General features: G+C 63.4%; 20 protein-coding genes. 5 read left to right on the top strand and 15 right to left on the bottom strand.

The genetic code is table 11. The annotated features are described in order from the left end of the window. Positions 1 to 250 precede the first annotated feature (250 nt). Together IBX54_RS04505 and IBX54_RS04500 are read left to right on the top strand one after the other, a co-directional pair. Complete coding sequence (locus IBX54_RS04505) at positions 251 to 676, top strand: Hsp20/alpha crystallin family protein (RefSeq protein ID WP_296541468.1); 426 nt, start codon at positions 251 to 253, stop codon at positions 674 to 676. Positions 677 to 698: 22 nt separating this feature from the next. After that, a complete protein-coding gene (locus IBX54_RS04500; protein ID WP_296541467.1) occupies positions 699 to 1,379 on the top strand; it encodes a SagB/ThcOx family dehydrogenase in 681 nt (226 codons plus the stop codon). Here IBX54_RS04500 and IBX54_RS04495 read toward each other — a convergent pair. From IBX54_RS04495 to hrpA, 11 genes are all read right to left on the bottom strand, one after another. Continuing rightward, the gene (locus IBX54_RS04495) at positions 1,343 to 1,606 is read right to left on the bottom strand and encodes an acyl carrier protein (protein ID WP_296541466.1); all 264 of its coding nucleotides are present in this window, start codon (positions 1,604 to 1,606) and stop codon (positions 1,343 to 1,345) included. The genes IBX54_RS04500 and IBX54_RS04495 overlap by 37 nt on opposite strands. A 121-nt stretch (positions 1,607 to 1,727) precedes the next feature. After that, positions 1,728 to 3,173, bottom strand: coding sequence for a dihydrolipoamide acetyltransferase family protein (locus IBX54_RS04490; RefSeq protein ID WP_296541465.1), 1,446 nt, complete (start codon positions 3,171 to 3,173; stop codon positions 1,728 to 1,730). Further along, positions 3,170 to 4,321, bottom strand: a complete 1,152-nt coding sequence (locus IBX54_RS04485) for a transketolase C-terminal domain-containing protein (protein ID WP_296541464.1) — start codon at positions 4,319 to 4,321, stop codon at positions 3,170 to 3,172. The genes IBX54_RS04490 and IBX54_RS04485 overlap by 4 nt, the downstream gene beginning before the upstream one ends. Continuing rightward, positions 4,321 to 5,334, bottom strand: a complete 1,014-nt coding sequence (gene pdhA / locus IBX54_RS04480; protein ID WP_296541463.1) for a pyruvate dehydrogenase (acetyl-transferring) E1 component subunit alpha — start codon at positions 5,332 to 5,334, stop codon at positions 4,321 to 4,323. The genes IBX54_RS04485 and pdhA overlap by 1 nt, the downstream gene beginning before the upstream one ends. Then, entirely contained in the window at positions 5,331 to 7,109 is a 1,779-nt protein-coding gene (gene acsA / locus IBX54_RS04475; RefSeq protein WP_296541462.1) for an acetate--CoA ligase, read from the bottom strand. Before acsA ends, pdhA begins: the two co-directional genes overlap by 4 nt. A 44-nt stretch (positions 7,110 to 7,153) precedes the next feature. Then, complete coding sequence (locus IBX54_RS04470; protein ID WP_296541461.1) at positions 7,154 to 7,621, bottom strand: CBS domain-containing protein; 468 nt, start codon at positions 7,619 to 7,621, stop codon at positions 7,154 to 7,156. Positions 7,622 to 7,733: 112 nt separating this feature from the next. Then, positions 7,734 to 8,633, bottom strand: a complete 900-nt coding sequence (locus IBX54_RS04465) for a universal stress protein (RefSeq protein ID WP_296541460.1) — start codon at positions 8,631 to 8,633, stop codon at positions 7,734 to 7,736. After that, a complete protein-coding gene (locus tag IBX54_RS04460) occupies positions 8,630 to 10,312 on the bottom strand; it encodes a cation:proton antiporter (protein ID WP_296541459.1) in 1,683 nt (560 codons plus the stop codon). Before IBX54_RS04460 ends, IBX54_RS04465 begins: the two co-directional genes overlap by 4 nt. 11 nt (positions 10,313 to 10,323) lie before the next feature. Next, positions 10,324 to 10,872, bottom strand: coding sequence for a DUF2062 domain-containing protein (locus IBX54_RS04455; RefSeq protein ID WP_296541458.1), 549 nt, complete (start codon positions 10,870 to 10,872; stop codon positions 10,324 to 10,326). A gap of 10 nt (positions 10,873 to 10,882) precedes the next feature. Then, entirely contained in the window at positions 10,883 to 13,591 is a 2,709-nt protein-coding gene (locus tag IBX54_RS04450) for a cation-transporting P-type ATPase (RefSeq protein WP_296541457.1), read from the bottom strand. Positions 13,592 to 13,684: 93 nt separating this feature from the next. Continuing rightward, positions 13,685 to 17,809, bottom strand: a complete 4,125-nt coding sequence (hrpA, locus tag IBX54_RS04445; RefSeq protein ID WP_296541456.1) for an ATP-dependent RNA helicase HrpA — start codon at positions 17,807 to 17,809, stop codon at positions 13,685 to 13,687. 60 nt (positions 17,810 to 17,869) lie between these two features. Between hrpA and argA the strand changes: the two genes are divergently transcribed. Continuing rightward, positions 17,870 to 19,219: an amino-acid N-acetyltransferase gene (gene argA / locus IBX54_RS04440; protein ID WP_296541455.1), complete on the top strand. Its 1,350-nt coding sequence runs from the start codon at positions 17,870 to 17,872 to the stop codon at positions 19,217 to 19,219. A 51-nt stretch (positions 19,220 to 19,270) separates the two neighbouring features. Here argA and IBX54_RS04435 read toward each other — a convergent pair whose 3' ends face one another. From IBX54_RS04435 to IBX54_RS04425, 3 genes are all read right to left on the bottom strand, one after another. Next, positions 19,271 to 19,486, bottom strand: coding sequence for a DUF692 family multinuclear iron-containing protein (locus tag IBX54_RS04435; RefSeq protein WP_296541454.1), 216 nt, complete (start codon positions 19,484 to 19,486; stop codon positions 19,271 to 19,273). Positions 19,487 to 19,541: 55 nt separating this feature from the next. Then, positions 19,542 to 19,868: a DUF2282 domain-containing protein gene (locus IBX54_RS04430; RefSeq protein WP_296541453.1), complete on the bottom strand. Its 327-nt coding sequence runs from the start codon at positions 19,866 to 19,868 to the stop codon at positions 19,542 to 19,544. 444 nt (positions 19,869 to 20,312) lie between these two features. Continuing rightward, positions 20,313 to 20,783, bottom strand: coding sequence for a cytochrome c peroxidase (locus IBX54_RS04425; RefSeq protein WP_296541452.1), 471 nt, complete (start codon positions 20,781 to 20,783; stop codon positions 20,313 to 20,315). A 91-nt stretch (positions 20,784 to 20,874) separates the two neighbouring features. On the opposite strand from IBX54_RS04425, the gene IBX54_RS04420 reads away from it, so the two are divergent. Together IBX54_RS04420 and IBX54_RS04415 are read left to right on the top strand one after the other, a co-directional pair. Beyond that, on the top strand, positions 20,875 to 21,072 hold the full coding sequence (locus tag IBX54_RS04420) for a type II toxin-antitoxin system RelB/DinJ family antitoxin (protein WP_296541470.1): 198 nt from the start codon (positions 20,875 to 20,877) through the stop codon (positions 21,070 to 21,072). 7 nt (positions 21,073 to 21,079) lie between these two features. Further along, entirely contained in the window at positions 21,080 to 21,340 is a 261-nt protein-coding gene (locus IBX54_RS04415; protein WP_296541469.1) for a type II toxin-antitoxin system YafQ family toxin, read from the top strand. On the opposite strand, the gene parC is transcribed toward IBX54_RS04415, so the two are convergent. Next, the gene (gene parC / locus IBX54_RS04410; RefSeq protein ID WP_296541451.1) at positions 21,324 to 23,699 is read right to left on the bottom strand and encodes a DNA topoisomerase IV subunit A; all 2,376 of its coding nucleotides are present in this window, start codon (positions 23,697 to 23,699) and stop codon (positions 21,324 to 21,326) included. The genes IBX54_RS04415 and parC overlap by 17 nt on opposite strands. Between the last annotated feature and the right edge of the window lie 295 nt (positions 23,700 to 23,994).

The following is a 23,994-nucleotide window of genomic DNA, read 5'->3' as shown; positions in this document are numbered from 1 at the left end:
CCCAAGCAAGGACTGGTGTGATGGCGATTGATGTTCATATGAACCTCCGGCACGTTGTGGAAAGAATTCTGACACGTTCAGCTGCTCGCTTGAAAGAGGTAAACCCCTCGATTTACCAAAATCTTCGCGCTGTATGCGTCACGATTGAGAATTGTCATTTTTGCGGTAAAGGCTAATCTTATTCTTCAGGCGCTGCTTTGACACAGCGTCATGGTTCAGCGAATTTCAACCTATCCAATGGAGAAAAATCATGAACAACCTGAGTTTGCTTGACACTGCCATGAAAGACCCGTTCGAGACCGTGTTTCGCGGCTTCCTGGCCCCCATGCGCGTGGCCAACGGCGGCGACGAGCTCGACATCCGGCTCGACGTGGTCGAAAAGGATGATGCCTTCAAGGTCCAGGCCGACCTGCCGGGTGTCAAAAAAGAAGACATCAATGTGCGCATCGACGGCAACCGGGTGCAGATCGATGCCGAGGCGCGGCGGGAAAAAGACGTCAAGGAAAAGGGCAAGCTGGTGCGCAGCGAGCGCTACTACGGCACGGTGTCGCGCGTCTTCACGCTGTCGCAGGAGGTGGACGACGCCAAGGCAGTGGCCAAATATGACAACGGGGTGTTGAGCCTTGACCTGCCCAAGAAGGTCGGCACAGCTTCCAAAAAATTGACCATTCAATAAGGCGGCCGCGCCCACCTCAACCATGAATACCCTGACCAAGATGGCCCTGGGTCTGCTCGGGCAACTCAAGCCCGAGCCCGCCCAGGGTGACGCGGCCGACACCATCGTGCTGCCGGCAGCCAACATGAGCGGCGGCATGCCGCTGATGCAAGCGCTGGCGCAGCGCCAGTCGCAGCGCGAATTCGCACCCGAGCCGCTGCCACAGCAAATGCTGTCCAACCTGTTGTGGGCTGCCGCGGGGCTGAACCGCCCGGCGCTGGGTGGGCGCACCGCACCGAGCGCGCTCAACGCGCAGGAGGTGGATGTGTATGTGGCGCTGCCCAACGGCCTGTACCGCTACGCGGCGCTGGGCCATGCGCTGCACTTGGTGCGCGCCACCGATGTGCGCCGCATCACCGGCTATCAGGACTTTGTGGACAACGCCCCGCTGGACCTGATCATGGTGGCCGATTTTTCGCGCATGAAGCTGGTGCCGGTAGCACAGCGCATGGCCTACGCCTACACCTGCGCTGGCGCCATGGCGCAAAACGTGTACCTTTATTGCGCGTCGGAAGACCTGGCCACCGTCATTCGGGCCTGGCTCGATCGCGACGCGCTGGCCAAGGCGATGGGGCTGGGCAGCGAACAACAGGTTTTGCTGTCGCAAACGGTCGGGCGCAAGGCGCCCTACCCGCTGTTGCCGACCGCTGAGGGCAACAGGTAGTCGAGCACGTCGTTGAACGTCACCAGCCGGGCGTAATCTGCTTCGGGGATCGCCACCCCGAAGCGTTCGCTGACGCTGACCAGAAAATTCAGCCAGTCCATCGAGTCAAGATCGACCTGGCTGCGCAGCGGCCGCGCAAAATCGAGCGTGTCGGGCTCCAGTTCCGGCGCAATGGCGCGCAGCAGGGTCATGACAGCGGTGGCAAGTGTTTCACGATCAGTGCTCATAAGGTGATGCTCCAAAAGACATTCGCGGCGAGGGCGCCGCTCGTACAGTGGGACACGAACCACGCTTCGGGGCTTTGTAGGAGCGGCGCCCTCGCCGCGAAGAACGTCTGCGACCGGCGCTTCATGGCACATCACCCGCCAGCGTTTGCGGCTGCTGCAACAGCTCGCGCAACTCGGCCAGAAACAGCGCGCCGCGGTGACCGTCGGAGGCGCGGTGGTCAGCGGCCAGCGTGGCGCACAGCAGCGGCTGCGCGCACAGTTTGCCGTCTTGCACCCAGGGCCGTACCTCGATGCTGCCAAAGCCCACCAGCGCAACCTGCGGCGGATAGATCACACCAAACACCGACTGCACGCTTTGCTCACCCAGGTTGGTGATGGTGAGCGTGGGGTCGGTCATCTCGGAGCTGCGCAGCGAACCACCACGAGCGCGCTTGACCAGGTCGGCGAGCTCGCGCATGAGTTGCGCCAGCGGTTTGCCTGCCACATCGTGCAGCGCCGGCGCCACCAGCCCGCCACCGCGCAGCGAAATCGCCACGCCGGTGTGCACGGCCACGCTGGGCTCGAAGCGGCCGTCGCGGTAAAAGCCGTTGAGCTCGGGCACGCGTTTTAATGCGAGCGCCACCGCCTTGAGCAGCAGCGCGGCGGTGAGGATGCGCTCGGTAATCGGCAGGCCCGCATTGCGCTGCTGCAGCCAGTCGAGCGCCGCTTGCATGGGAATGGTCTCAAGCAGATAGTAGTGCGGAATTTCGCGCTTGGAGCGGCTCATGGCAGCGGCAATCGCCTTGCGCATTTCTTGCTGGCGATCAGCTGCTGCGGCAGACTTGGCTGGCGCATGCGTTTGTTCCGCAATGGCTTGTTTGGCGGCCATGGCCTGTTCCGCGCGCCCTTGTGCTGGCACTGGCGCTTGTTTGGGGTGGACTTGTGTCGGCGCTGGTGCTGCCTGACTCGATAGCGCGGCCGCGTGCGCCGCCTCGATGTCGGCCAGCGTGACCGAACCCTGCGCACCCGTGCCCACCAAGGTGTCGGGGTCGATGCCGAGTTCTTTCGCGCGCCGGCGCGCCAAGGGCGACACCGGTTGGCGACTTGGCGCGCCGCGAGCGCCCGGCATCGGAGCCGATACCGCACACGGACCCTGAACAGACACTTCGTCATTGCGAACGAAGTGAAGCAATCCAGGACTTCCGGATGCATGGACTGCCGCGCTACGCTCGCAGTGACGGCTTGCTGGTTCAAGTTCGGTGTGCGGGACCGTGCCGGATTCGACAGGCTCGCGACGACGGGGCTTTTCATGGAAAGGCTGCTCTGGCGCAAGGCCTGTCGGGGCCACCTCGCCCGCCTCCAGCAGCGTCGCCAGCACCGTGTCCACCGGCACTTTTTCGCCTACTTGCACCCGCAGTTCATGCACCACGCCGTCATGCCAGATTTCAACATCCACCGCCGCCTTGGAGGTGTCCACCACGGCCACCACCTGGCCGCGCCTGACCGCGTCGCCAGGTTTGACGTGCCAAGCCAGCAGCGTGCCTTCGTCCATGTCGGCACCGAGCGAGGGCAGTTTGAATTCGATCATGCCTGCAAGCCCATCAGCGCCTGCACCGCCGCCACAATTTTGTCCACCTGCGGCAGCGCGGCTTCTTCGAGGTGCCGCGGGTACGGAATCGGCACCTCCTCGCTGCAGACGCGTGCCAGCGGCGCATCCAGATCAAAAAAAGCCTGCTCGCAAATGCGCGCCATCACCTCGGCGGCCAGACTGCCGGAGCGCCAGCCTTCATCGACCAGCACCGCGCGGCGGCATTTGCGCACCGACGCCATCACCGTGGCGTCGTCGAGCGGGCGCAGCACCCGCAGGTCAATCACTTCGGCCGCAATGCCTTGCGCCGCCAATTGTTCTGCCGCCTGCAAGGCCTTGGGCAGGCTGCCGCCATGGGTGATCAGGCTCACGTCACTTCCCGTGCGGCGCACCCGCGCGCAGCAAATATCGACATCGCCATAAGAAGAGTGCGTCATTGCGAACGCAGTGACGCAATCCATGTCTGCCGACGGCATGGACTGCCGCGCTGCGCTCGCAGTGACGGGGGATTGCCGTGCTTCGCTCGCGGTGACGGGGTCGGGGTCGATGCCAGCTTGCGATGCCAGACCAGCGCTGGGGAGCTCGCTTTGGTCGGGCAGTTCGCCCTCTGTGTTGTAAAGCCCGGCGTGCTCGAAGATCAGCACCGGGTCGGGGTCGGCCAGCGCGGCCCGGAGCATGCCGCGCGCGTCTTCCACGGTGGCCGGGGCCAACACGCGCAGGCCCGGCACATGGGCGTACCAGCCCTCGAAACTGTTCGAGTGCTGGGCGGCCACCTGGCGCCCGGCGCCGGTGGCCATGCGGATCACCAGCGGCACCGAAAACTGGCCGCCCGACATGTGGTGCAGCATGGCCGCGCTGTTGACGATGGGGTCGAGCGCGAGCAGGCTGAAGTTGACCGTCATGACCTCGACAATCGGGCGCATGCCGCCCAGCGCGGCGCCAATGCCGGCGCCGACAAAGCCGAGCTCCGACAGCGGCGTGTCGCGGATGCGCTCGGGGCCGAACTCTTCGAGCAGGCCTTTGGACACCGCATAGGTGCCGCCGTAGCAGCCCACGTCCTCGCCCATCAGGAACACGCGCGGGTCGGCTTGCAGGGCTTCGCGCAGCGCCTCGCGCAGGGCTTCGCGGTAACTGATGCGCCTGGCCATCACGCGGTTCCTTGCGCGGTATGCACATCGCGCAGCAAGTCTTGCACCGGCTCCCAGTCGGAGCCCTCGGCAAAAGCCAGCGCCGCCTCGACCTCGGCCTGGGCGGCCGCATCGAGCGCCAGGAATTCGTCTTCGCTCAGGCCGCCCTGCGCTTTCAGGCGAGCCGTAAACGTGTGGATCGGGCCGCGCGTTTTCCAGGCATCGACTTCCTCCTTGGCCCGGTACAGCTCGGGGTCGAACATCGAGTGCGCGCGGTAGCGAAAGGTGCGCAGTTCCAGAAACACCGGGCGGCCGTGCTGGCGCACCTGGTCTGCGGCGCGCAGCGCGGTCTCATGCACAGCCACCACGTCCATGCCATCGACGCTCACCGTGGTGGTGCCGTAAGACGCCGCCTTGGCGCACAGGTCGGTCTGCGACTCGGAGCGCCCGAGTGCCGTGCCCATGGCGTACAAATTGTTTTCGCAGCAAAAAAGCACCGGCAACTGCCACAGCGCGGCCAGGTTCATGGCCTCGTGAAAAGCGCCCTCGGCCACCGCGCCCTCGCCAAAGAAGCAGGCACTCAAGGCATTGCGGCCGCTGAGTTTGTCGGCCAGGGCAAGACCGACCGCCAGCGGCAGACCGCCACCGACAATGGCCTGGCCGCCATAAAAGCGGCTGGCGCGGTCGAACAGGTGCATCGAGCCACCGCGCCCGCGCGAACAACCATCCTGCTTGCCAAACATCTCGGCCATGATGGCGTTCATGCTGATGCCGCGCAACAGCGCGTGGCCGTGCTCGCGGTAGGTGGCGACCACGTTGTCGGCAGGCGTGAGGGCGCGCAGCACGCCGGTGGCCACGGCTTCCTCGCCGATGTAGAGGTGCAGGAAGCCGCGAATCTTTTGCTCGCCATAGAGTTGTGCCGCGCGCTCTTCCATGCGCCGGATGCGCAACATGTCGGCCAGCATGGCATGCGCCAACGGCTTGTCCCATGGCACCGGGCCACTGGGGGGCTTTGGCACTTTCATCTTGCTCATGCGCCGGACTCCAATGTTGACGTGTCGCCCTCGGGCAGGCCGAGTTCGCGCGCCTTGAGCAGGCGGCGCATGATCTTGCCGCTGCGGGTGCGCGGCAGCACCGGCAAAAAGGCAATCTCCTTGGGCGCCACGGCCGCGCCCAAGCGTCGGCGCGCATGGGCCGAGATGTCAAGGCGCAGCGGCTCACCCGGCTCAAAGCCGTTCCTTAGCGAGACAAAGGCCTTCACCACCTCGCCGACCATCGGGTCGGGCTTGCCGATGACACCGGCCTCGGCTACCGCCGGGTGTTCCATCAGCACGCTTTCGACCTCGAACGGGCCGATCAGGTGACCGGCGGATTTGATGACGTCGTCGGCGCGGCCGACAAACCAGAAATAGCCGTCGGCATCGCGCCGTGCCAGGTCGCCCGTGAGGTACAGCTCGCCGGCAAAGCATTTGGCATAACGCGCCTCGTTGTTGAGGTAGCCGCGAAACATCGACGGCCAGCCGCGCTGCAACGCCAGTTCACCTTCGACGTCGGGCGTGTCGATGACGCGCACACGGGGCGGTTCGCCCTCGGCCTCCAGGTGTTCGACGATGAAGGCGTCAATGCCCGGCAAGGGCCGCCCCATGGAGCCGGGCTTGATGTCAAAAGCCGGGGTGTTGGCAATCATGATGCCGCCGGTCTCGGTCTGCCACCAGTTGTCGTGGATCGGCAGACCCAGCACCTCCTGGCCCCACCAGACGGCCTCGGGGTTGAGCGGCTCGCCCACGCTGGCGACAAAGCGCAGGCAGGGGAAGCAATGGCGCTTAGCCAGCTCGGGGCCGGCCTTCATGAGCATGCGGATCGCCGTGGGCGCGGTGTACCACACGCTCACATGCTCCTGCGCCAGCAGCGTGTACCAGCGCTCGGCGTCGAACTCTTCGCGGTCCACCAGCGTGGTCACGCCCTGCAACAGCGGCGCGATGATGCCGTAGCTGGTGCCGGTGACCCAGCCCGGGTCGGCGGTGCACCAGTAGCGGTCGTGCGGATGCAGGTCGAGCGCGTAGCGCGCGGTGGCGCCATGGGCCACGGCAGCGCCGTGCACATGCAGCGCGCCCTTGGGCGTGCCGGTGGTGCCGCTGGTGAAATGCAGCAGCGCGGGGTCGTCTGCGCTGGTGGCGATGGTCTCGAAGTGGTCTGAGGCCCCTGCCATCAGGGTGGCCAGGTCGAGCGTGTCGGGCTCATGGGTGCTACCGCCGTCCTCAGCCACCAGCAGCACGTGGCGCAGGCTGGGCATCTGCGCGCGCAGCTGGCGCACCTTGCGCCGGTACAGCGCGTCGGTGGTGACCAGCACCTGACCACCACCGAGCTGGATGCGCTTGGCAATGGGTTCCGGGCCGAAGGCCGAGAACAGCGGCGTGACCACGGTGCCATTTTTCAGCGCGCCCAGCAGCGCCACATAAAGCTCGGGGATGCGCCCGGCCAGCAGAAACAGCCTGTCGCCCTTGCCGACACCCAGGCTTTGCAGCACATTGGCAAAGCGGTTGGTCTGCCGCGCCAGTTCGGCGTAACTCAGCTCCAGCGCAGGCGCGTCGCGCGACACAAAACGCAGCGCCGCGTGGTAGCGCAGCGTGCCGGCGGCATGACGGTCCACCGCCTCGAAACCCATGTTGAGCCCGCCCCCGGGCAGGCCTTGCAGCGCCAGGCGCGCCTGCGCCCAAGTGAACCTGCTGCGCTCATCGGCGTAGTCGGTCCAGTTGGGTCGCAGACGCTGCTGTGCGGCGTCTTTGCGAATGATGCCGGGTCGGTTCATGCGCTGCCTCGCTGGGGTTGGTTTCAGATGGCGCCAGCAGGCAATCAGGCAGCCTGTTTCATCAGCTGTTCGCGCGTCTCCCGGTCTCTGGCGCTGCCCAGGTCAACAGACAGGTCGGCCAGCTCACGCGTCAGCAAGCCCAGCACGTCTTCAATCGTCACGATGCCAGCCAGGTTGCCCGCCTTGTCAACAATCACCAGACGGCGCAGCCGGTATTTTTTCATCAGCTGCACGGCATCCATGGCGTCCATCTCGGGCTGCGCCTTGATCAGATCGACCGACATGATGTCGCCCGCCGTGAACACCGCCGGGTCCAGCCCTTCGGCCATGAGTTCAAGCACCAAGTCGCGGTCGGTCACAATGCCGACCGGCTTGTTTTTGTCGAGGGCATCGACCACCACCAGGGCGCCAATGTGGTGCTTGCGCATGAGCTGCGCCACCACCAGCGCCGAGGTGTCGGGCTCAACCACGGCGACCAGTGTGGTCGCAAATTCCTTGAGTTTTGTTGCCATGGCGATTCCTTGTTGAAGATTCCGTAAAGAGAGCCTCCAGAATAGTCACGCCAGCGCGCGAAGGCATGCGAATAATCAAGGCAGGTGCGTGAATGCCATGGCTTTTGGCGCTTTAGCGCACCACCAGCACATCCGAGCGCGCTTGGCCCAGCACGTGTTTGGTGACGCTGCCCAGCAGCAGTTCCTCGGTCATGCCGCTGCCGTGCTTGCCCAGCACGATCAGGTCGGCACCCAGCTCTTCTTCCTGTTCCAGAATGAGGTCCGGCGCATTGGCAAAGGCCACCAGCGGCTGCCACTGCGCCGGTGTCAGACCGGCATCGTGCGCCAGTTCGTCAAGCCGGGCCAGCGCCTCGCGCCTGATGTTGAGACGATGCTGCCGGATGGTTTCTTCCTCGATACCGGCAAAGCGCATCTTGCCCTCAAAAGGAATTTCGCAGGCGTGCAGCAGCACGAGCGCTGCCTGCGGCGCGACGCTGCGCGCCAGCGCGATGGCGCGCAGTGACCATTGCGAAAAGTCCACCGGCACCAGCACCTTGCGGTAGGCCAGCAGCGGCGCTTGTTTGACCACCAGCACCGGTTGCAGCGTCTTGCGCAGCAGGCGCTCGGCCGTGGCGCCTAGCAGCCAATGGTGCATGAAACCTGCACCATGCGCACCCACCACCACCAAATTGCAGCCTAGTGCCTCGGCCTGCTCGGCAATGCTGCTCAGCACCGTGCCTTCATGCAGGTGGTAGTCCACGCGCAGCGGCTCGGCAGCGCCGGGGTGGGCGCGCCCGAGTTCGGCAGCCAAATCAGCCAGCGCCTGCCCGGCCTGCGCGTGCATGCGCTGCTCAAGCACCTCGGCGTGCGGGGCAAACAGGTGCCGCAATTCAAGCAACGCATTTTTCTCAAGCACGTGGACCAGCGCCAGCTTGCCACCGCTCTGGCGTGCCAGCATGGCGGCGCGCTGGGCAGCGTGGCGCGCGGGGGCCGACAAATCGGTGGCGGCAAGCGGTGAAAAAACGGTGCTCATGATGACTCCTTGTCTTGGATCGGTTGATTGACTTCCGCTGCGGCAATGCGGGCGGCGATGTCGAGCGCGGCAAAGTCGGCAGCCTGGTGAAACGGCAAGATCAGCTCCAGCGAGCCCAGCGCAGACAGCGCGTCCACATCGGATTCGTGGCGCGCCACCACCGCCATGTGGCCGCGGTAATGGTGTTCGGCCAAGGCATGCAGCAGCGCGCGGTTGGCCTCGACATCTGGCAGGCTGCTGACCACCCAGGGCACACCAACGAGCGGCAGGCTTTCAATAAAGTCGGGGGCCTCGCAGTCGCCAAAACGGGCATCGAGGCCGCTGTGCTGTTGCGCCTTGATGACCTCGGGGTCGAAATCAACACCGAGCACGCGCATGCCCTGCGCCTGCAGCTTCAGGGCCAGGCGGCTGCCGTAGCGACCCAGGCCGAACACCAGCACGTCGGGGCGCTGCGTGTGGCCGGGGGCGTTTTCCACGGCGAGCTCCCGAAACGGTGTGCTGCGCTCAAAAACGCCGAGCCAAGGCGCCAGCCAGCCATAGAGCCGGTGCGAATACAAAATCATGTACGACGACAGGGCAATGGTGATGAGCCCGACCAACGTGGTCAAGCCCAGCGCGCTGGCGCTGATGTGGCCCAGGCTGATGCCCATGGCGACGAAGATGATGGAGAACTCCGAAATCTGCGCCACCGTCAGCCCGGCCAAAAAGCTGGTGCGCTTGCGGTAGCCCATATAGCCCATGATGGCCATCACGATGAGCGGGTTGCCGACCAGCACGAACAAGGCGAGCGCCAGTGCCGTGCCGACCTCGGCGCCGAGCGTGGAAAAGTCGAGCTTGGCGCCCAGGTCGATGAAGAAAAACAGCAGCAAAAAGTCGCGAATGCTGGCCAGCCGCGCGTTGATGGCCTCGCGGTAAGCGGTGGACGCCAGCGAAAACCCGGCAATGAAGGCGCCCGCCTCCTTGCTGAAACCGGCGTATTCACCCAGAGCGGCCAGCGCCGTGCCCCAGGCGATGGCAAAGATCAGCAGCAGTTCCTGCGAGCGCGCCAGCGTGTCCACCACGCGCGGCAACACAAAGCGCATCAGCAGGTAAAGCAGCAGCGCCGCGCCACCCAGGCGAGCCAGCAGGCTCAAGGCCAGTGTGCTGCCGCTGACGGCCTCGCCGCCAATGCCGCCGAGCCCGCTCATGACCATCATGGCGATTACCACAGCGAGGTCCTGCACAATCAAAAAACCGACCGCAATGCGGCCGTGCAGCGATTCAAGCTCGCGCTTGTCCGACAGCAGCTTGACGATGATGATGGTGCTGGAAAAAGTGAGCGCCACCGCCACGTAAAGCGCCTCCAGCCAGCCACGCCCCAGCGCCATCGTGATGAAAAAACCAAACAAAATGGTAAAGCCGAGTTGCCCCAGGCCGGTGGCCAGCGCTACCGGGCCGAGCTGGCGCACGTGGCGCAGGTCGAGCTTGAGCCCCACCACGAAGAGCAGCACGGTGATGCCGATCTGCGCCAGCAGGTCGATCTGATCGTGCGCGCCGACCCAGCCGAAAACCGAGGGCCCGACCAGGATGCCAACGATGATGTAGGCCATCAGCAAGGGTTGGCGCAAGCGCACGGCAATCGCCCCCACCAGCGCCGACAGCGCAAGCAGCAGGGCAAATTCGTGGTAAGGGCTGTTCATCGAGCGAGCCTTCAGGGTCGGCTGTGTTGCCTTCTGTCGCGCCGTTTGGCCAGCGTGCGCCAGCGCCAGATGAGCGAGATGATGCCGTAGGTGAGCAGCCCCATCAAGACCGCCGTGATCGACAAGCCCACCAGCAGCGGCTTGCCCAGGTTGGTGATGCGCTGCCAGAAAGGGGTGTCCTCATGCTCCAGCGCAAGCTGCGGGTCGTGCAGATCGATGGTTTTGGGACGCTCCTTGCTACCCGTGACCCAAACCCCGAGCCGGTAAGCACCGTAATAAATCGGCCCGAAGGTGACCGGGTTGCTGACCAGCGTGCTGGCCACGGCGATCGGGATGTTGGCGCGCATGACGATGGCACCAGCCACCGACAGCGGGATTTGGGCAATGGGAATCAGCAGCCCAAAAAACACCCCCAGCGCGACACCCATGGCCACGCCGCGGCGCGACCAGTGCCAGAGCTTGGGGCTGTGCAGCCAGGGCCCGAGCCAGCCCAGCCAGCGGTTGCGTGCGATTTGCTCACGGCTGGGTATGCGGGTTTTCAGGCGTTGCAACAAGCTCATTCAAAAGTTCTCAAAAGTTAGTGATCTTCATGCCTCGCAAGACGGCCTTTTCAGCCTCGACCGCCAAAAATTTAAGCCCGCCCAAGCCGAGAATGACAGCCCAGGAAACAGCATCAAGCGCCACCGTCTGAAACAGGTGCTGAAAAGGCGGCGCATAGGTAAATAACAACTGCAAGCCGATCAACAGGGCGCTCATCCACAAGGCCACCGGATTGTCGGTGAGAATGCCGCGCGCAAAAGCCGAGCTGGTGAAGTGCCGCACATTGAACAAATAGACCAGCTCGCCCACCACCAGCATGTTGACCGCTGCCGTGCGTGCCAGCTCCAGGCTGCCCCCGCGCGCCAGCTCCCACTCGAAAACACCAAAGGTGACGGCCACCATGAGCAAGCTCACGTAGGCCACCCGAAAGCCCAGCACAGGGGTGATCAGCGGCTCTGACGGGCGGCGCGGCGCGCGCGCCATGACACCCGGCTCGGCCGGCTCAAAGGCCAGCGCCAGCGCCAGCGTGACGGCCGTGACCATGTTGATCCACAAAATCTGGCCGGCCGTGACCGGCAGCGCCAGGCCGCCAAACACCGCCAGCAAAATCACCCCAGCCTCGCCGCCGTTGGTTGGCAGCATGAACAGCAGCGACTTCTTGATGTTGTCAAAAACCACCCGGCCCTCGCGCACGGCCTGGGCGATGGTGGCAAAGTTGTCGTCGGTGAGCACCAGGTCGGCGGCTTCGCGCGCGGCATCGGTGCCCTTTTTGCCCATCGCCACACCGATGTCGGAGGTCTTGAGCGCGGGCGCGTCGTTGACGCCGTCGCCGGTCATGGCGACCAGCTCGCCCTGCGCCTGCAAGGCATCGACCAGGCGCAGCTTGTGCTCGGGGCTGGCGCGGGCGAATACATCGGTTTCCAGCGCCACCCGCTGCAGCGCCAGGTCGTCGAGCTTGGCAATTGCTTCGCCGGTCACGGCGCGCTCTGCATTGAGGCCCAACTGGCGGCCAATGGCGGCTGCCGTCACAGCATGATCGCCGGTGATCATCTTGACGCGGATGCCGGCGCGCTGGCATTCGGCCACGGCGGCGATGGCTTCTTCGCGCGGCGGGTCGATCAGGCCGACCAGCCCGAGCAGGGTAAAGCGCTGCGTGATGTCAGCCATCAACAGCGCTGTGGTGTTGGCGGGCATGTCGCAGCGCGCCAGCGCCAGCACGCGCTGGCCGTCGCGCGCGGCAGCGTCCATGCGCGCCTCCCAGGCGGCCACGTCCAGCGGCTGGCCGCTGGCGTCCTGCCGGCACAGTTCGAGCACGCGTTCAGGCGCACCCTTGAGCAGCAAAAAGCCATGGCCGGCGTGGTCGTGGTGCAGCGTCGCCATGAAGCGGTGCTCGGACTCGAACGGGATTTCATCGGTGCGCGGGGTCGCCGTGGCGGCCTCGACGGGGTCCAGCCCGGCCTTGCGCGCCAGCGTCAGCAACGCGCCCTCGGTGGGGTCGCCGCTGAGGTGCCAGCCGCTACTCCCTTTGTGTTTGAGCTGGGCGTTGTTGCACAGCAGGGCACACTGCGCCAGCGCTTGCAGGGCCTCATCTTGCGACGCCTCGATGGCGTTGTCGTCCTGGTGAAAGCCGCCCTCGGGCGCGTAGCCGGTGCCGCTCACCCGCAGCGTGTGGCCGCCAAGCATGACCTGCACCACCGACATCTCATTTTTGGTGAGCGTGCCGGTCTTGTCCGAACAGATCACCGTGACAGAGCCCAATGTTTCCACGGCCGGCAGGCGCCGGATGATGGCCTTGTTGCGCGCCATGATGCGCGTGCCGATGGCCAGCACGATCGACACGATGGCGGGCAACCCCTCAGGGATGGCAGCCACGGTGAGGCCGACCACCGCCAGAAAAATGTCGAGCAACGCCATCTCGCGCAGGTAAAAGCCGTACAAAAAGGTGACCAGGCCCGCGCCCAGAATGAACAGCGTGATTTGGCGCGCAAACTGTTCCAGGCGGCGCGTGAGCGGTGTCGCCAGCGTCTGCACCTCGCTCACGAGCGTGCTGATGCGGCCTATTTCGCTTTGCGACCCGGTAGCCACCACCAGGCCGCGTGCCTGGCCGTAACTGACCACCGTACCCGAATAGGCCATGCAGCTGCGGTCGCCAATGGCGGCGCTGCCGGTCACCGTTTCGGTGCTTTTTTCCACCGGCACCGACTCGCCGGTGAGTGCAGCTTCATTGACACGCAGGTTTTTCTCATGGAACAAGCGCAGGTCGGCTGGCACCTTGACACCCGACTCCAGCAGCACCACGTCGCCCGGCACCAGCTCAGTCGCCTCGATTTCCAGCTGCTCGCCGTCGCGCACCACGATGGCGTGGCTGGCCAGCATGGCGCGCACCGCGTCGAGCGCCTTTTCGGCTTTGCCCTCCTGGATGAAACCGATCAGCGCATTGATGATGACGACACCGGCAATCACGCCGGCATCGATGTAATCCTTGAGGCCGAAGGTGACAACACCTGCGGCAAGCAGCACATAGATCAACGGATTGTGAAACTGCAGCACAAAGCGCAGCCAGGGTCCGCGCCGCTTGGACTGCGGCAGGCTGTTGGGGCCGTATTTGGCCAGCCGCTGGCTGACCTCGTCACTGCTCAGGCCAACTTTGGGATCGACATCAAGGCGCTGCAAGGTCGCCTCGATGGCAACGCTGTGCCATTTGGGCGGTGCGTCCGGCGAAGGCGTGGGGGTTGACATGGCAAAAACTCCCAAATAAAACCATGTTAGCGGGTCAAGCAAGCTGCGAACTTGATGATTTCGTGGTTTCCTGACGGCTTGTGCCGGATTGGCTTACACCAGCTGCGCCCAGGCCTTTTCCAGGCGCTTGACGCTCACCGGCTGCGGCGTGCGCAGCTCCTGGGCAAAAAAGCTCACACGCAGCTCTTCGAGCAGCCAGCGGAATTCCTGCAGGCGCTCATCGACCACGCCCTTGCGTTCGGCCAGCAGGCGCGTGTAGCGCTGCTCCAGGGGTTGCAATTCTTTCAGGCGCGCCGCGTCGCGGGCCGGGTCGGCGCGGTATTTGTCAAGCCGCGCGGTGATGGCTTTGAGGTAACGGGTGAAGTGGTGCAGGTTGGCCCAGGGCGTCACACTTAAAAACCGCTTGGGCATCAGGCGCGCCAGCTGCCCGGCGGCATCCTGCGTGGCCTGCGGCGCGTTTTTGGTGTCCTTGATTTTGCGCGCGGCCAGCGCGTACTCGGCCAGGATGGCAGCGGCCAGGCGGGCCACTTCGGTGGCAATCAGGGTCAGGCGGCCGCGGCCCTCGTCGATGCGTTTCTTGAAGGCAAATTCGTCGGTGGGCAGCGGGTTGAGTAAAAAAGCGCGGTCAAGCGCCACCTGGATGATCTGCTCGCGCAGCTCTTCGAGCGTGCCGCCGGTGCCGCTGCCGTCTGGGTTTTTGCCGACCTGCATGTAGGTCACCGCCATTTTTTGCAGGTCGGGCACGTTCTTCTCAAGGTATTTGAGCGCGTCCCTGATCTGCAGGGCAAACAGGCGGCGCAGGCCGGCACGGTGTTTGGCGGCGGCCACGTCGGGCTCGTCAAAGACCTCGATGGTCACAGCATCTCCGGTATCCATCAGTGCCGGGTAGCCAATCAGCGTCTGGCCGCCCTTTTGAATTTCGAGCAGCTCGGGCAGTTCGCCAAAGGTCCATGCGGTGTAGCGCTGACTGGCCACTGCCGCCTTGTGACTCACGTCATCGCGAGGCCGCAGGCCGCGGCGATCCATGCCGGCGGCTGTCGTGGATTGCCGCGCTTCGCTCGCAATGACGGTGCCGGGGCTCGCAATGACGGTGCCGGGGCTCGCAATGACGGGCCCGGAGCCAGCGCTGACAGGACTGCCAGCGCCCTGCCCCAGCTTGAGCCCGGCGAGCGCCTGGAACGCGCCGCGCGCCTTGGCACCCAGTTCGGCTTTCAGGGCGCCCAGGTTGCGCCCGGCGCCCAGCTGGCGGCCGTGTTCATCGACCACCCGGAAGTTCATGAAAAAGTGCGGGCTGAGCATGTCAAGCTTGATGTCGGCGCGCACCACATCGACCGCGGTGGCGGCGCGCACCAGTTTCAGCACGGCGTCGAGCAAGGAGCCATGGCCAAAAATTTCTGGCACGTTCAATGCCTCTGCCATCTTGCGCGCGCTCTCAGGCAGCGGTACGAGCCTTGAGCGCGGGCGCTGGTGCAAGGTCTTGAGCAACGCCTGGATCTTGTCCTTGAGCATGCCGGGAACCAGCCACTCACAACGCTCCTCGTTGACCTGGTTCAGCACAAACAAGGGCACGGTCACAGTCAGGCCGTCTTTGGCATCACCGGGTTCGTGCAAATAGGTGGTGGCGCAATCGACACCGCCCAGCCGAATGACTTTGGGGAAAGACTGCGTGGTGATGCCCGCCGCCTCGTGGCGCATGAGCTCTTCACGCGTGAGCAGCAGCAGTTTGCTGTTACTGGCGGGCGCCGCACCGCGCACCGGCATCGGCATCAGGTACTCGGGCTTTTTGCAGGCGTCGCGGTACCAGGCATCAAAACTGTAGCCGCTGCAAACATCAGCGGGCAACTGCTGGTCGTAAAAGGCGTAGATCAGTTCGTCGTCGATCAGCACGTCCTGCCGGCGCGCCTTGTGCTCGAGGTCTTCGACTTGCTTGATGAGTTTCTGGTTGGCCCGCAAAAACGGCCACTTGCAGTCCCACTGGCCGTTAACCAGCGCCTCGCGTATGAAAATTTCACGCGCACCGACCAGGTCCACCCGGCCGTAATTGACCCGCCTGCCGCTGTACACCACAAGCCCATAGAGCGTGGCGCGCTCCAGCGCGTTGACCTCGGCCGTCTTCTTTTCCCAATGCGGGTCGAGCAGCTGTTTTTTCAGCAAATGGCCTCCCACCTGCTCCAGCCACTGTGGCTCGATGGCCGCGATGCCACGGCCAAACAGGCGCGTGGTCTCGACCAGCTCGGCGGCCACAATCCAGCGCCCCGGCTTCTTGACCAGATGGGCGCCGGGGTGCGGGTAAAACTTGATGCCGCGCGCACCCAAATATTCACCGCCGCTGCCAGCGCCTTCGGTTTCCAGCTTGTAGCCAATGTTGCCAAGCAGACCGGCGAGCATCGACAAATGCAATTGCTCGTAACTGGCCGGCAGCGTGTTCAGCCGCCACTTGTGCTCGGCCACCACGGTATGCAACTGCGAATGGATGTCGCGCCACTCGCGCACCCGGCGCATGCTGATGAAATTTTGCCGCAGCAGTTGTTCGTATTGACGGTTCGACAATTTGTGTGAATTAATGGGGGTCAGATTCCAATTATTTTTATTTTTCTTATCGGGCGATTTAATTGGAATCTGACCCCCATTAATTTGCTGGCCGCCCTTGGCCGCGTCCAGCCATTTCCACAGCTTGAGGTAGCCACTGAATTCGCTTTTTTCGTCGTCGAACTTGGCGTGCGCCTGGTCGGCTTGCTGCTGTGCTTCCATGGGCCGGTCGCGCACGTCCTGCACGCTCAAGGCACTGGCAATGATCAGCACTTCGTCGAGCGCCTCGCGCGAGCGCGCCTCCAGAATCATGCGACCGACGCGCGGATCGAGTGGCAGCTTGGCCAGCTCCTGGCCGGTGGCGGTGAGTTCGTTGGCGTCATCGACAGCGCCGAGTTCGTTGAGCAGTTGGTAACCGTCGGCAATGGCGCGGCCGGACGGTTTCTCGATGAACGGAAAATCTTCGACCACGCCCAAGTGCAGCGACTTCATGCGCAGGATCACGCCCGCCAGCGAGCTGCGCAGAATTTCGGGGTCGGTGAATTTGGGGCGACCGTTGAAATCTTTCTCGTCATAGAGCCGGATGCAAATGCCGTTGGCCACGCGACCGCAGCGCCCGGCGCGCTGGTTGGCCGAACTCTGGCTGATCGGCTCGACCAGCAGCTGCTCCACCTTGCTTCTGAAGCTGTAGCGCTTCATGCGGGCTGTGCCCACATCGATCACATAACGAATGCCCGGCACGGTGAGCGAGGTCTCGGCCACATTGGTGGCCAGCACAATGCGGCGAGCGCTGTGGCTGTCAAAAATGCGGTCTTGCTCGGCCTGGCTCAGGCGGGCAAACAGCGGCAACACCTCGGCATTGCGAAAGACGGGCTGGTGGCTCAGGTGGCCGCGCAGGTGGTCGGCAGCTTCGCGAATTTCGCGCTCGCCCGGCAGGAATACGAGGATGTCGCCGCTGTTGAGGGCGTCACGCCAGAGCTCATCGACCGCATCGGCTATTGCGTTATTCAAGTCGTAATCGCGTGCCTCCTCAAAGGGCCGGTAACGCTGCTCGACCGGGAACATGCGCCCCGAGACCATGATGATCGGTGCCGGCCCTTTTCGACTGGCAAAGTGCCCGGCAAAACGCTCGGCGTCAATGGTGGCCGAAGTCACCACCACTTTCAAATCAGGGCGGCGCGGCAGGATCTGCTTGAGATAACCCAGCAAAAAGTCGATGTTCAAGCTGCGCTCATGCGCCTCGTCGATGATGATCGTGTCGTACGCCTTGAGCAGGGGGTCGGTTTGTGTTTCGGCCAGCAAGATACCGTCGGTCATGAGCTTGACTGACGCGTCACGGCCCAGCCGGTCCTGAAAACGCACCTTGTAGCCCACCACATCGCCCGGTGTGGTGTGTAATTCTTCGGCAATGCGCTTGGCCACGCTGCTGGCCGCAATGCGCCGCGGCTGGGTGTGGCCGATGAGCTTGCCCGGCGGCGCACGCGTGCCATCCGGGTTGATCAGCGGGTAATTGAGCTTGCCGCGCCCCAGCGCCAGGGCGATCTTGGGCAACTGGGTGGTTTTGCCAGAGCCGGTTTCGCCGCAGACAATGATGACCTGGTGCGCAGCCATGGCGGTCATGATCTCTTGGCGCCGGGCCGAGACGGGCAGCGATTCGGGAAACTCGATTTTCAGGGGGATAGCAGTCAAGGCAATAACTTCGTAGAGAATCGGTGATTATCCCAACCCTTTTCACTTCAGCCTGCCAACATGTCGTCCATCTTTAACTTCACCTTTGTGCCCTGGTTCCGCTCGGTGGCACCTTACATCCACAAGTTTCGGCACCAGACCTTTGTGGTGGGCGTGTGCGGCGAGGCGATTGCGGCGGGCAAGTTGCCCAACCTGGCGCAAGACCTGGCGCTGATCCAGAGCATGGGCGTCAAGGTGGTTCTGGTGCACGGCTTTCGTCCGCAGGTCAATGAGCAGCTCAAGGCCAAGGGCCACACGCCGCGCTATTTCCAGGGCATCCGCATCACCGACGAGGTGGCGCTCGACTGCGCCCAGGAAGCCGCCGGCCAGCTGCGCTACGAGATCGAGGCCGCGTTCAGCCAGGGTCTGCCCAATACCCCCATGGCAGGTGCGACGGTGCGGGTGATCTCGGGCAATTTTTTGACCGCGCGCCCGGTGGGCATTGTGGAAGGCGTGGACTTTCAGCACTCGGGCGTGGTGCGCAAGATCGACACTGCGGGCATCATGCGCTCGCTCGACATGGGTGCACTGGTGCTGATGTCGCCATTCGGTTTTTCGCCCACCGGCGAGGCGTTCAACCTGACCATGGAAGAAGTGGCTACCTCGGTGGCCACCGCGCTGCAGGCCGACAAGCTCATTTTTGTCACCGAAATTCCCGGCATTGCCACGAACGTGGACCTACCGATCAGCGAAGAAAACCCGATCGACACCGAGCTGCCGCTAGCGGCCGCCGAAAAGCTGCTGGCCGACTTGCCCGATGCCAACAAGCCCAGCGACACGGCGTTTTATTTGCAGCATTGCGTCAAGGCTTGCAAGGGCGGCGTCGAGCGCAGCCACATCATTCCGTTTGCAGTCGATGGCTCCATCCTGCTGGAGGTCTATGTGCACGACGGCATTGGCACCATGGTGGTCGATGAAAAGCTGGAAAGCCTGCGCGAAGCCACGGTGGACGATGTGGGCGGCATTTTGCAGCTGATCGAGCCGTTCGAAAAAGATGGCTCGCTGGTCAAACGCAGCCGCACCGAAATAGAGCGTGACGTGGGCCTGTACACCGTGATCGAGCACGACGGCGTGATTTTTGCCTGCGCCGCGCTGTATGCTTACCCGGAAGCCCGCACTGGCGAAATGGCCGCACTCACCGTGTCGCCCCAGGTACAGGGCCAGGGCGACGGCGAACGCGTGCTCAAGCGCATTGAGCAGCGTGCCAAACTGGCTGGTCTGGACAGCATTTTTGTGCTGAGCACGCGCACCATGCACTGGTTCCTGCGGCGCGGTTTTGTCCAGGTGGATGCCGACTGGCTGCCCGAAGCCCGCAAGCGCAAGTACAACTGGGACCGCAAAAGTCAGGTGCTGCTGAAAAAGATCACCTGAGGCAAAAAAGAAGTACTGCGACTGGCAAGGTTCCTTATGCGCAGTTCCCAGTCATTGACAGCTTGACGGCAGTGATTGCCACTCGCGGATGCCGGTCAGGTAATGGTGAAACGGCCCACTGGCCACCATGTAGTTTTCGGCATGGACTTCGAAGAAGCCGATGTCGGGCCATGTGGCCAGAATTTCCTCAAAATACTCAGACTTCAAGCCCACACCGGCGCGTGCCGGCAGGGATGAAGCCAGCGCAGAAGCGCCCCGGTCAGGCACATCGCATTCAGTTATTGTGCTTATGCCGGGTGCTCCGCGATACCAAAGGCCTGGATCAGGCCTTGACTTCCTTGAACTCTTTCAACTGACCAAAGCCGGTGGGCGAGGTCTTCGACACCGTTTGCTGGCAGCTGCCCTTGGGCACCATCGACCAGGCATTGCCCTGATAGTCAACCTTGGAGGTGCCGGCGCAGGTGGTGCCAGCGCCCGCCTTGCAGTCGTTCTTGCCCTTCAGGGCCACGCCGTAACATTTTTCGGTCTCAGCGGCTTGCGCTGCGATGGGGGCAGCGGCAATGGTCAGCGCGGCGCTCATGGCCAGGGCCAGGCCGGCGGCAGAGGCGTAGCGGCCAGCAGTCGATTGGGTTTGCTTGGGGTTCTTCATGGTGATGTCCTTCTACAGAGTTGTGGTGGTTAAAGATTGATCTCCGTTTCGCTCGGAACGTCTTGTGTGTGCCGTGCTGCTTGCATAGTCGCAGCCACCAGGGGCTTCTTACACTGCGCTTGATTTTTTTGGATTCTTGTGAAATTTGACGCAGCGCGCACGATACGACCAAGGATGGGGGCGAGCTCAGCCGCCATGCCATCAAGCTTGTCTGATTTGCAAGGGCTAAACACCACGCTGGCCGTGCGGTGGCGCAGGCTGGCCGTGCTATCGGCGCTTTCGGTCACAAAGAGCCGTAGCCGTGCCTCGATGCCTGTCGGAACGCTGGCCTGCAGTGTGCGCACCGCGTCGTCATTGCGAGACAGGCCACGGGCAACATCCCGTCAGGCATATTCGTCGGGCGTCAGGCTTTGCAGATCAGGCAGCGCCAGGCGCTTGCCGCGGCTACTTCTTGGCAGCGCAGGGATTTTTAGCCGCGCAGGGGTTCCTGGCAGCGCAGGGGTTCCTGGCAGCGCAGGGATTTTTGGCAGCGCACGGATTGGCAGCGGCGGCTCCGGCTTTGGGCTTGAAGGTTTTTTGCACTTCAGCGGTGTAGGCGGTCAAGGCTGCGAGTTCGCGCGAATCCCAGGCCAGAGGGCTGGTGGCCATCGGCACCACCAGACAGAACTGCACCATCTCGTCGAGTTCGATTTTCTTCATGCCGCCGCGGTCATTGGCCATTTGCACAAAGTGAGGATAGGGCTTGGCAAAGGTGTCGAGGTAGGCGTTGCCGTTGAAGTGGCAGGAATTGCACGACAGTCCGTTGGTGCTGAGTGTGGTGTCGGAAAACAGCTTTTTGCCCAAGGCGATGAGCTCGGCCGAATTGCCCTTGGCCAGCTGCGTGCCTGCTGGACGCGTTACCAGTTTGACATCCACTTTGCCGCTTGCCGCGCATGGATTCGCGGCCGCACAAGGGTTTTTCGCGGCACATGGGTTTTTCGCAGCACATGGATTCATCTTGCGCGGCATGTCGGTATCGGATGCTGTGCGCCTGTTTTTGCGTCGTGTGGTGATCGACCAGGCATTTCCACTCGAACTCAAGGTACCCAACGCTGAAACCCGCGCAGCCATGGAGGAATCGCGCGCCATGGTGGCAACGCGCCGCGCCCGCTTTGCGTCGGCTGACAAACTGTTTGCTGATCTTGAAAGAAACAGCAGCCAGTAGGCGCGCAGTGTTGCCGCGGGCCGCGGACTATGCCAAGGCGTTTTTGAAAGATTGGCAACGCTCGTCCCACTCTGGACGTTTTGACATGATGCGACTCAAGGAGGTGATGGTGCGGCTCATTGCCAATGACGCCCCGCTTGGCCCTGAATGGCTGGATCACGGTCTGAAAGGGGAATGGGCAGAGCACCGTGAATGTCACATCGGCGGTGACTTCCTCGCTGTTCGTGCGCAGGCCACAGGGCAATCCGCCCCTACTCCACCCGCGTGATCGACACCGGCTTGAAGCCCAGGTCAGCCATTTTCCCCTTACGCGCCCGCGCTGCCCGGGCGTTGTTGAGGCTGCGGATTTCCAGCGTTTCCTCGCGCGCCTTGCCACCGCGGCCAATGCCCTCGATGCGCACACTGCGGGTGTAAGCCGCCGCACCCGCCAACGCATCTTTGTCTTCCAGGTCAATCAGCATCAGGCCACGGCCGCCGTTGGCCATTGCCTTGAGTTGGCTGAGCTCGAAAGTCAGAATGCGCCCGCCCGTTGACGCGCAGGCCACATGGGTGGCGGGTGCAACGGCCGTGGCGGCATTGGCCACCAAGGATGGCTGGCACAGGGTTTCACCCTCGTTCACGGTAACAAAGGCCTTGCCTGCTTTTTGGCGCGAGACCATGTTGGCCACCGTGGCGGTAAAGCCGTAAGCGCCTGAGCTGCTCAGCAACAGCGTCGCTTCCGCCGGCCCGGCAAAGTAGTACAACAACTGCGTGCCAGCCTCCAGCTCGATCAGACTGGTGATGGGTTGGCCGTCGCCACGGCCGCCGGGCAACAGCGCCACGGCCACCGAATAGACGCGCCCGTTCGAGCCGAACACCAGCAGGGTGTCCACCGTGCGGCACTCAAAAGTGCCATACAGCGCGTCGCCCGCCTTGAACGTGTACTCGGGTGCGGCGGCACCGTTGAGCCGGTCGCGCGCCCAGCCTTTTTGGGTGCGCACCCAGCCTTTTTGACTGACCACCACGGTCACGGGCTCATCGACCACTTTCACTTCAAGCACCACTTTTTTCTCGGCCTGGATCAGCGTGCGGCGGGCATCGGCAAAGGTCTTGGCATCGGCCTCGATTTCTTTCACCATCAGGCGGCGCAGTGCCGCCGGGTTGCCCAGAATTTCTTCCAGCTTGTGCTGCTCGTCGCGCAATCCGGCCAGTTCCTGTTCGATCTTGATGGCCTCTAAGCGCGCCAACTGGCGCAAGCGGATTTCAAGAATATCTTCAGCCTGCCGCTCCGACAAATTAAAGCGCGCGATCAGGGCAGCCTTGGGTTCGTCGGCCTGGCGGATGATGGCGATCACCTCGTCAATGTTGAGCAGCACCAGCGCCCTGCCCTCCAGGATGTGGATGCGGTCCAGCACCTTGGCCAGCCGGTGGCGCGTGCGCCGCTCGATGGTGGTTTGCCTGAACGCGATCCACTCGGTGACCATCTGGCGCAGCGACTTGAGCGTGGGCCGGCCATCAAGCCCGATCATGGTCAGGTTGATCGGGCTGGACGTTTCCAGGCTGGTGTGCGCCAGCAGCGTGTTGATGAGTTCCTGCTGGCCGATCTTGCTGGTTTTGGGCTCACACACCAGGCGCACGGCGGCATCTTTGCTGGACTCGTCGCGCACGCCGTCGAGCACCGACAGCACCGTGGCCTTGAGCTGGTTTTGCTCCAGGCTCAGCGCCTTTTTTCCGGCCTTGATCTTGGGGTTGGTCAGCTCTTCAATTTCTTCGAGCACGCGCTGGGTGCTGACCCCGGGCGGCAGCTCGGTCACCACCAGTTGCCACTGGCCGCGGGCCAGCTCTTCGATCTTCCAGCGCGCCCGGCATTTCAAGGAGCCGCGCCCGCTGCGATAGGCATCGGCAATCTCGGTGGCGCTGCTGATGATCTGGCCGCCGCCGGGAAAGTCGGGGCCGGGCAGCAGCGCAAACAATTCGTCGTCGGTGAGGTTCGGTGTCTTGATCAGCGCCACGCAGGCATCGGCCACCTCACGCAGGTTGTGGCTCGGTATTTCGGTGGCCAGGCCCACGGCAATGCCACTGGCGCCGTTGAGCAGGGCAAAGGGCAGGCGCGCCGGCAACTGGTTGGGCTCTTCGGTGGAGCCGTCGTAGTTGGGTGAAAAGTCAACCGTGCCTTCGTCGATTTCGTCGAGCAATAAGCTGGTGATTTTGGCCAGTCGCGCCTCGGTGTAACGCATGGCGGCAGCGCCGTCGCCGTCGCGACTGCCAAAGTTGCCCTGGCCGTCAATGAGCGGATAGCGTTGCGAGAAGTCCTGCGCCATGCGCACCAGCGCGTCATAGGCCGCGCTGTCGCCGTGCGGGTGGTAACGGCCCAGAACGTCACCCACCACGCGCGCGCACTTGACCGGTTTGGCGCCGGTGTTGCCATTGGTGCCGCCAAAGCCCAGGCCCATGCGGCTCATCGCATACAGGATGCGCCGCTGCACGGGTTTCTGGCCGTCACATACGTCTGGCAAGGCACGCCCCTTGACCACGCTCAGGGCGTATTCGAGGTAGGCCTGCTGGGCATAGGTGGCCAGGTTCAGCGCGTCGTCACCCTCAGGTTGCGGGGCTGGCGCCGGGGGTTCAAAAATGAGTTGATCAGTCATAGAAAACCAGTTTCCAAAAATTCAAAAAGTCACAGTAAATTCAAAAAGTACAAGCGCTCACTACAAAACCCGCTTGGCAGGTCCCTACGCAAAACCCACGTGGCAGGTCCCTTTGCAAAAACCACCTGGCAGGTCCCTTTGCAAAACCCGCGAGGCAGGTCCCTATGGGCGGCTTCCTCATACTGGGGTACCAGAAATCGTCAGCCCCCCATAGGGACCTGCCTCGCTAGTCGCATTGGTGGTGCCAACCTGGTGAATCCAAACACCGCTCAAAGTCAAGTTCTTGGTCTTTGGT

Origin of the sequence: Rhodoferax sp. (genome assembly GCF_014859475.1) — a bacterium.
Lineage (GTDB): Bacteria > Pseudomonadota > Gammaproteobacteria > Burkholderiales > Burkholderiaceae_C > Rhodoferax.
This window is presented reverse-complemented; position numbering and strand designations above follow the sequence as displayed.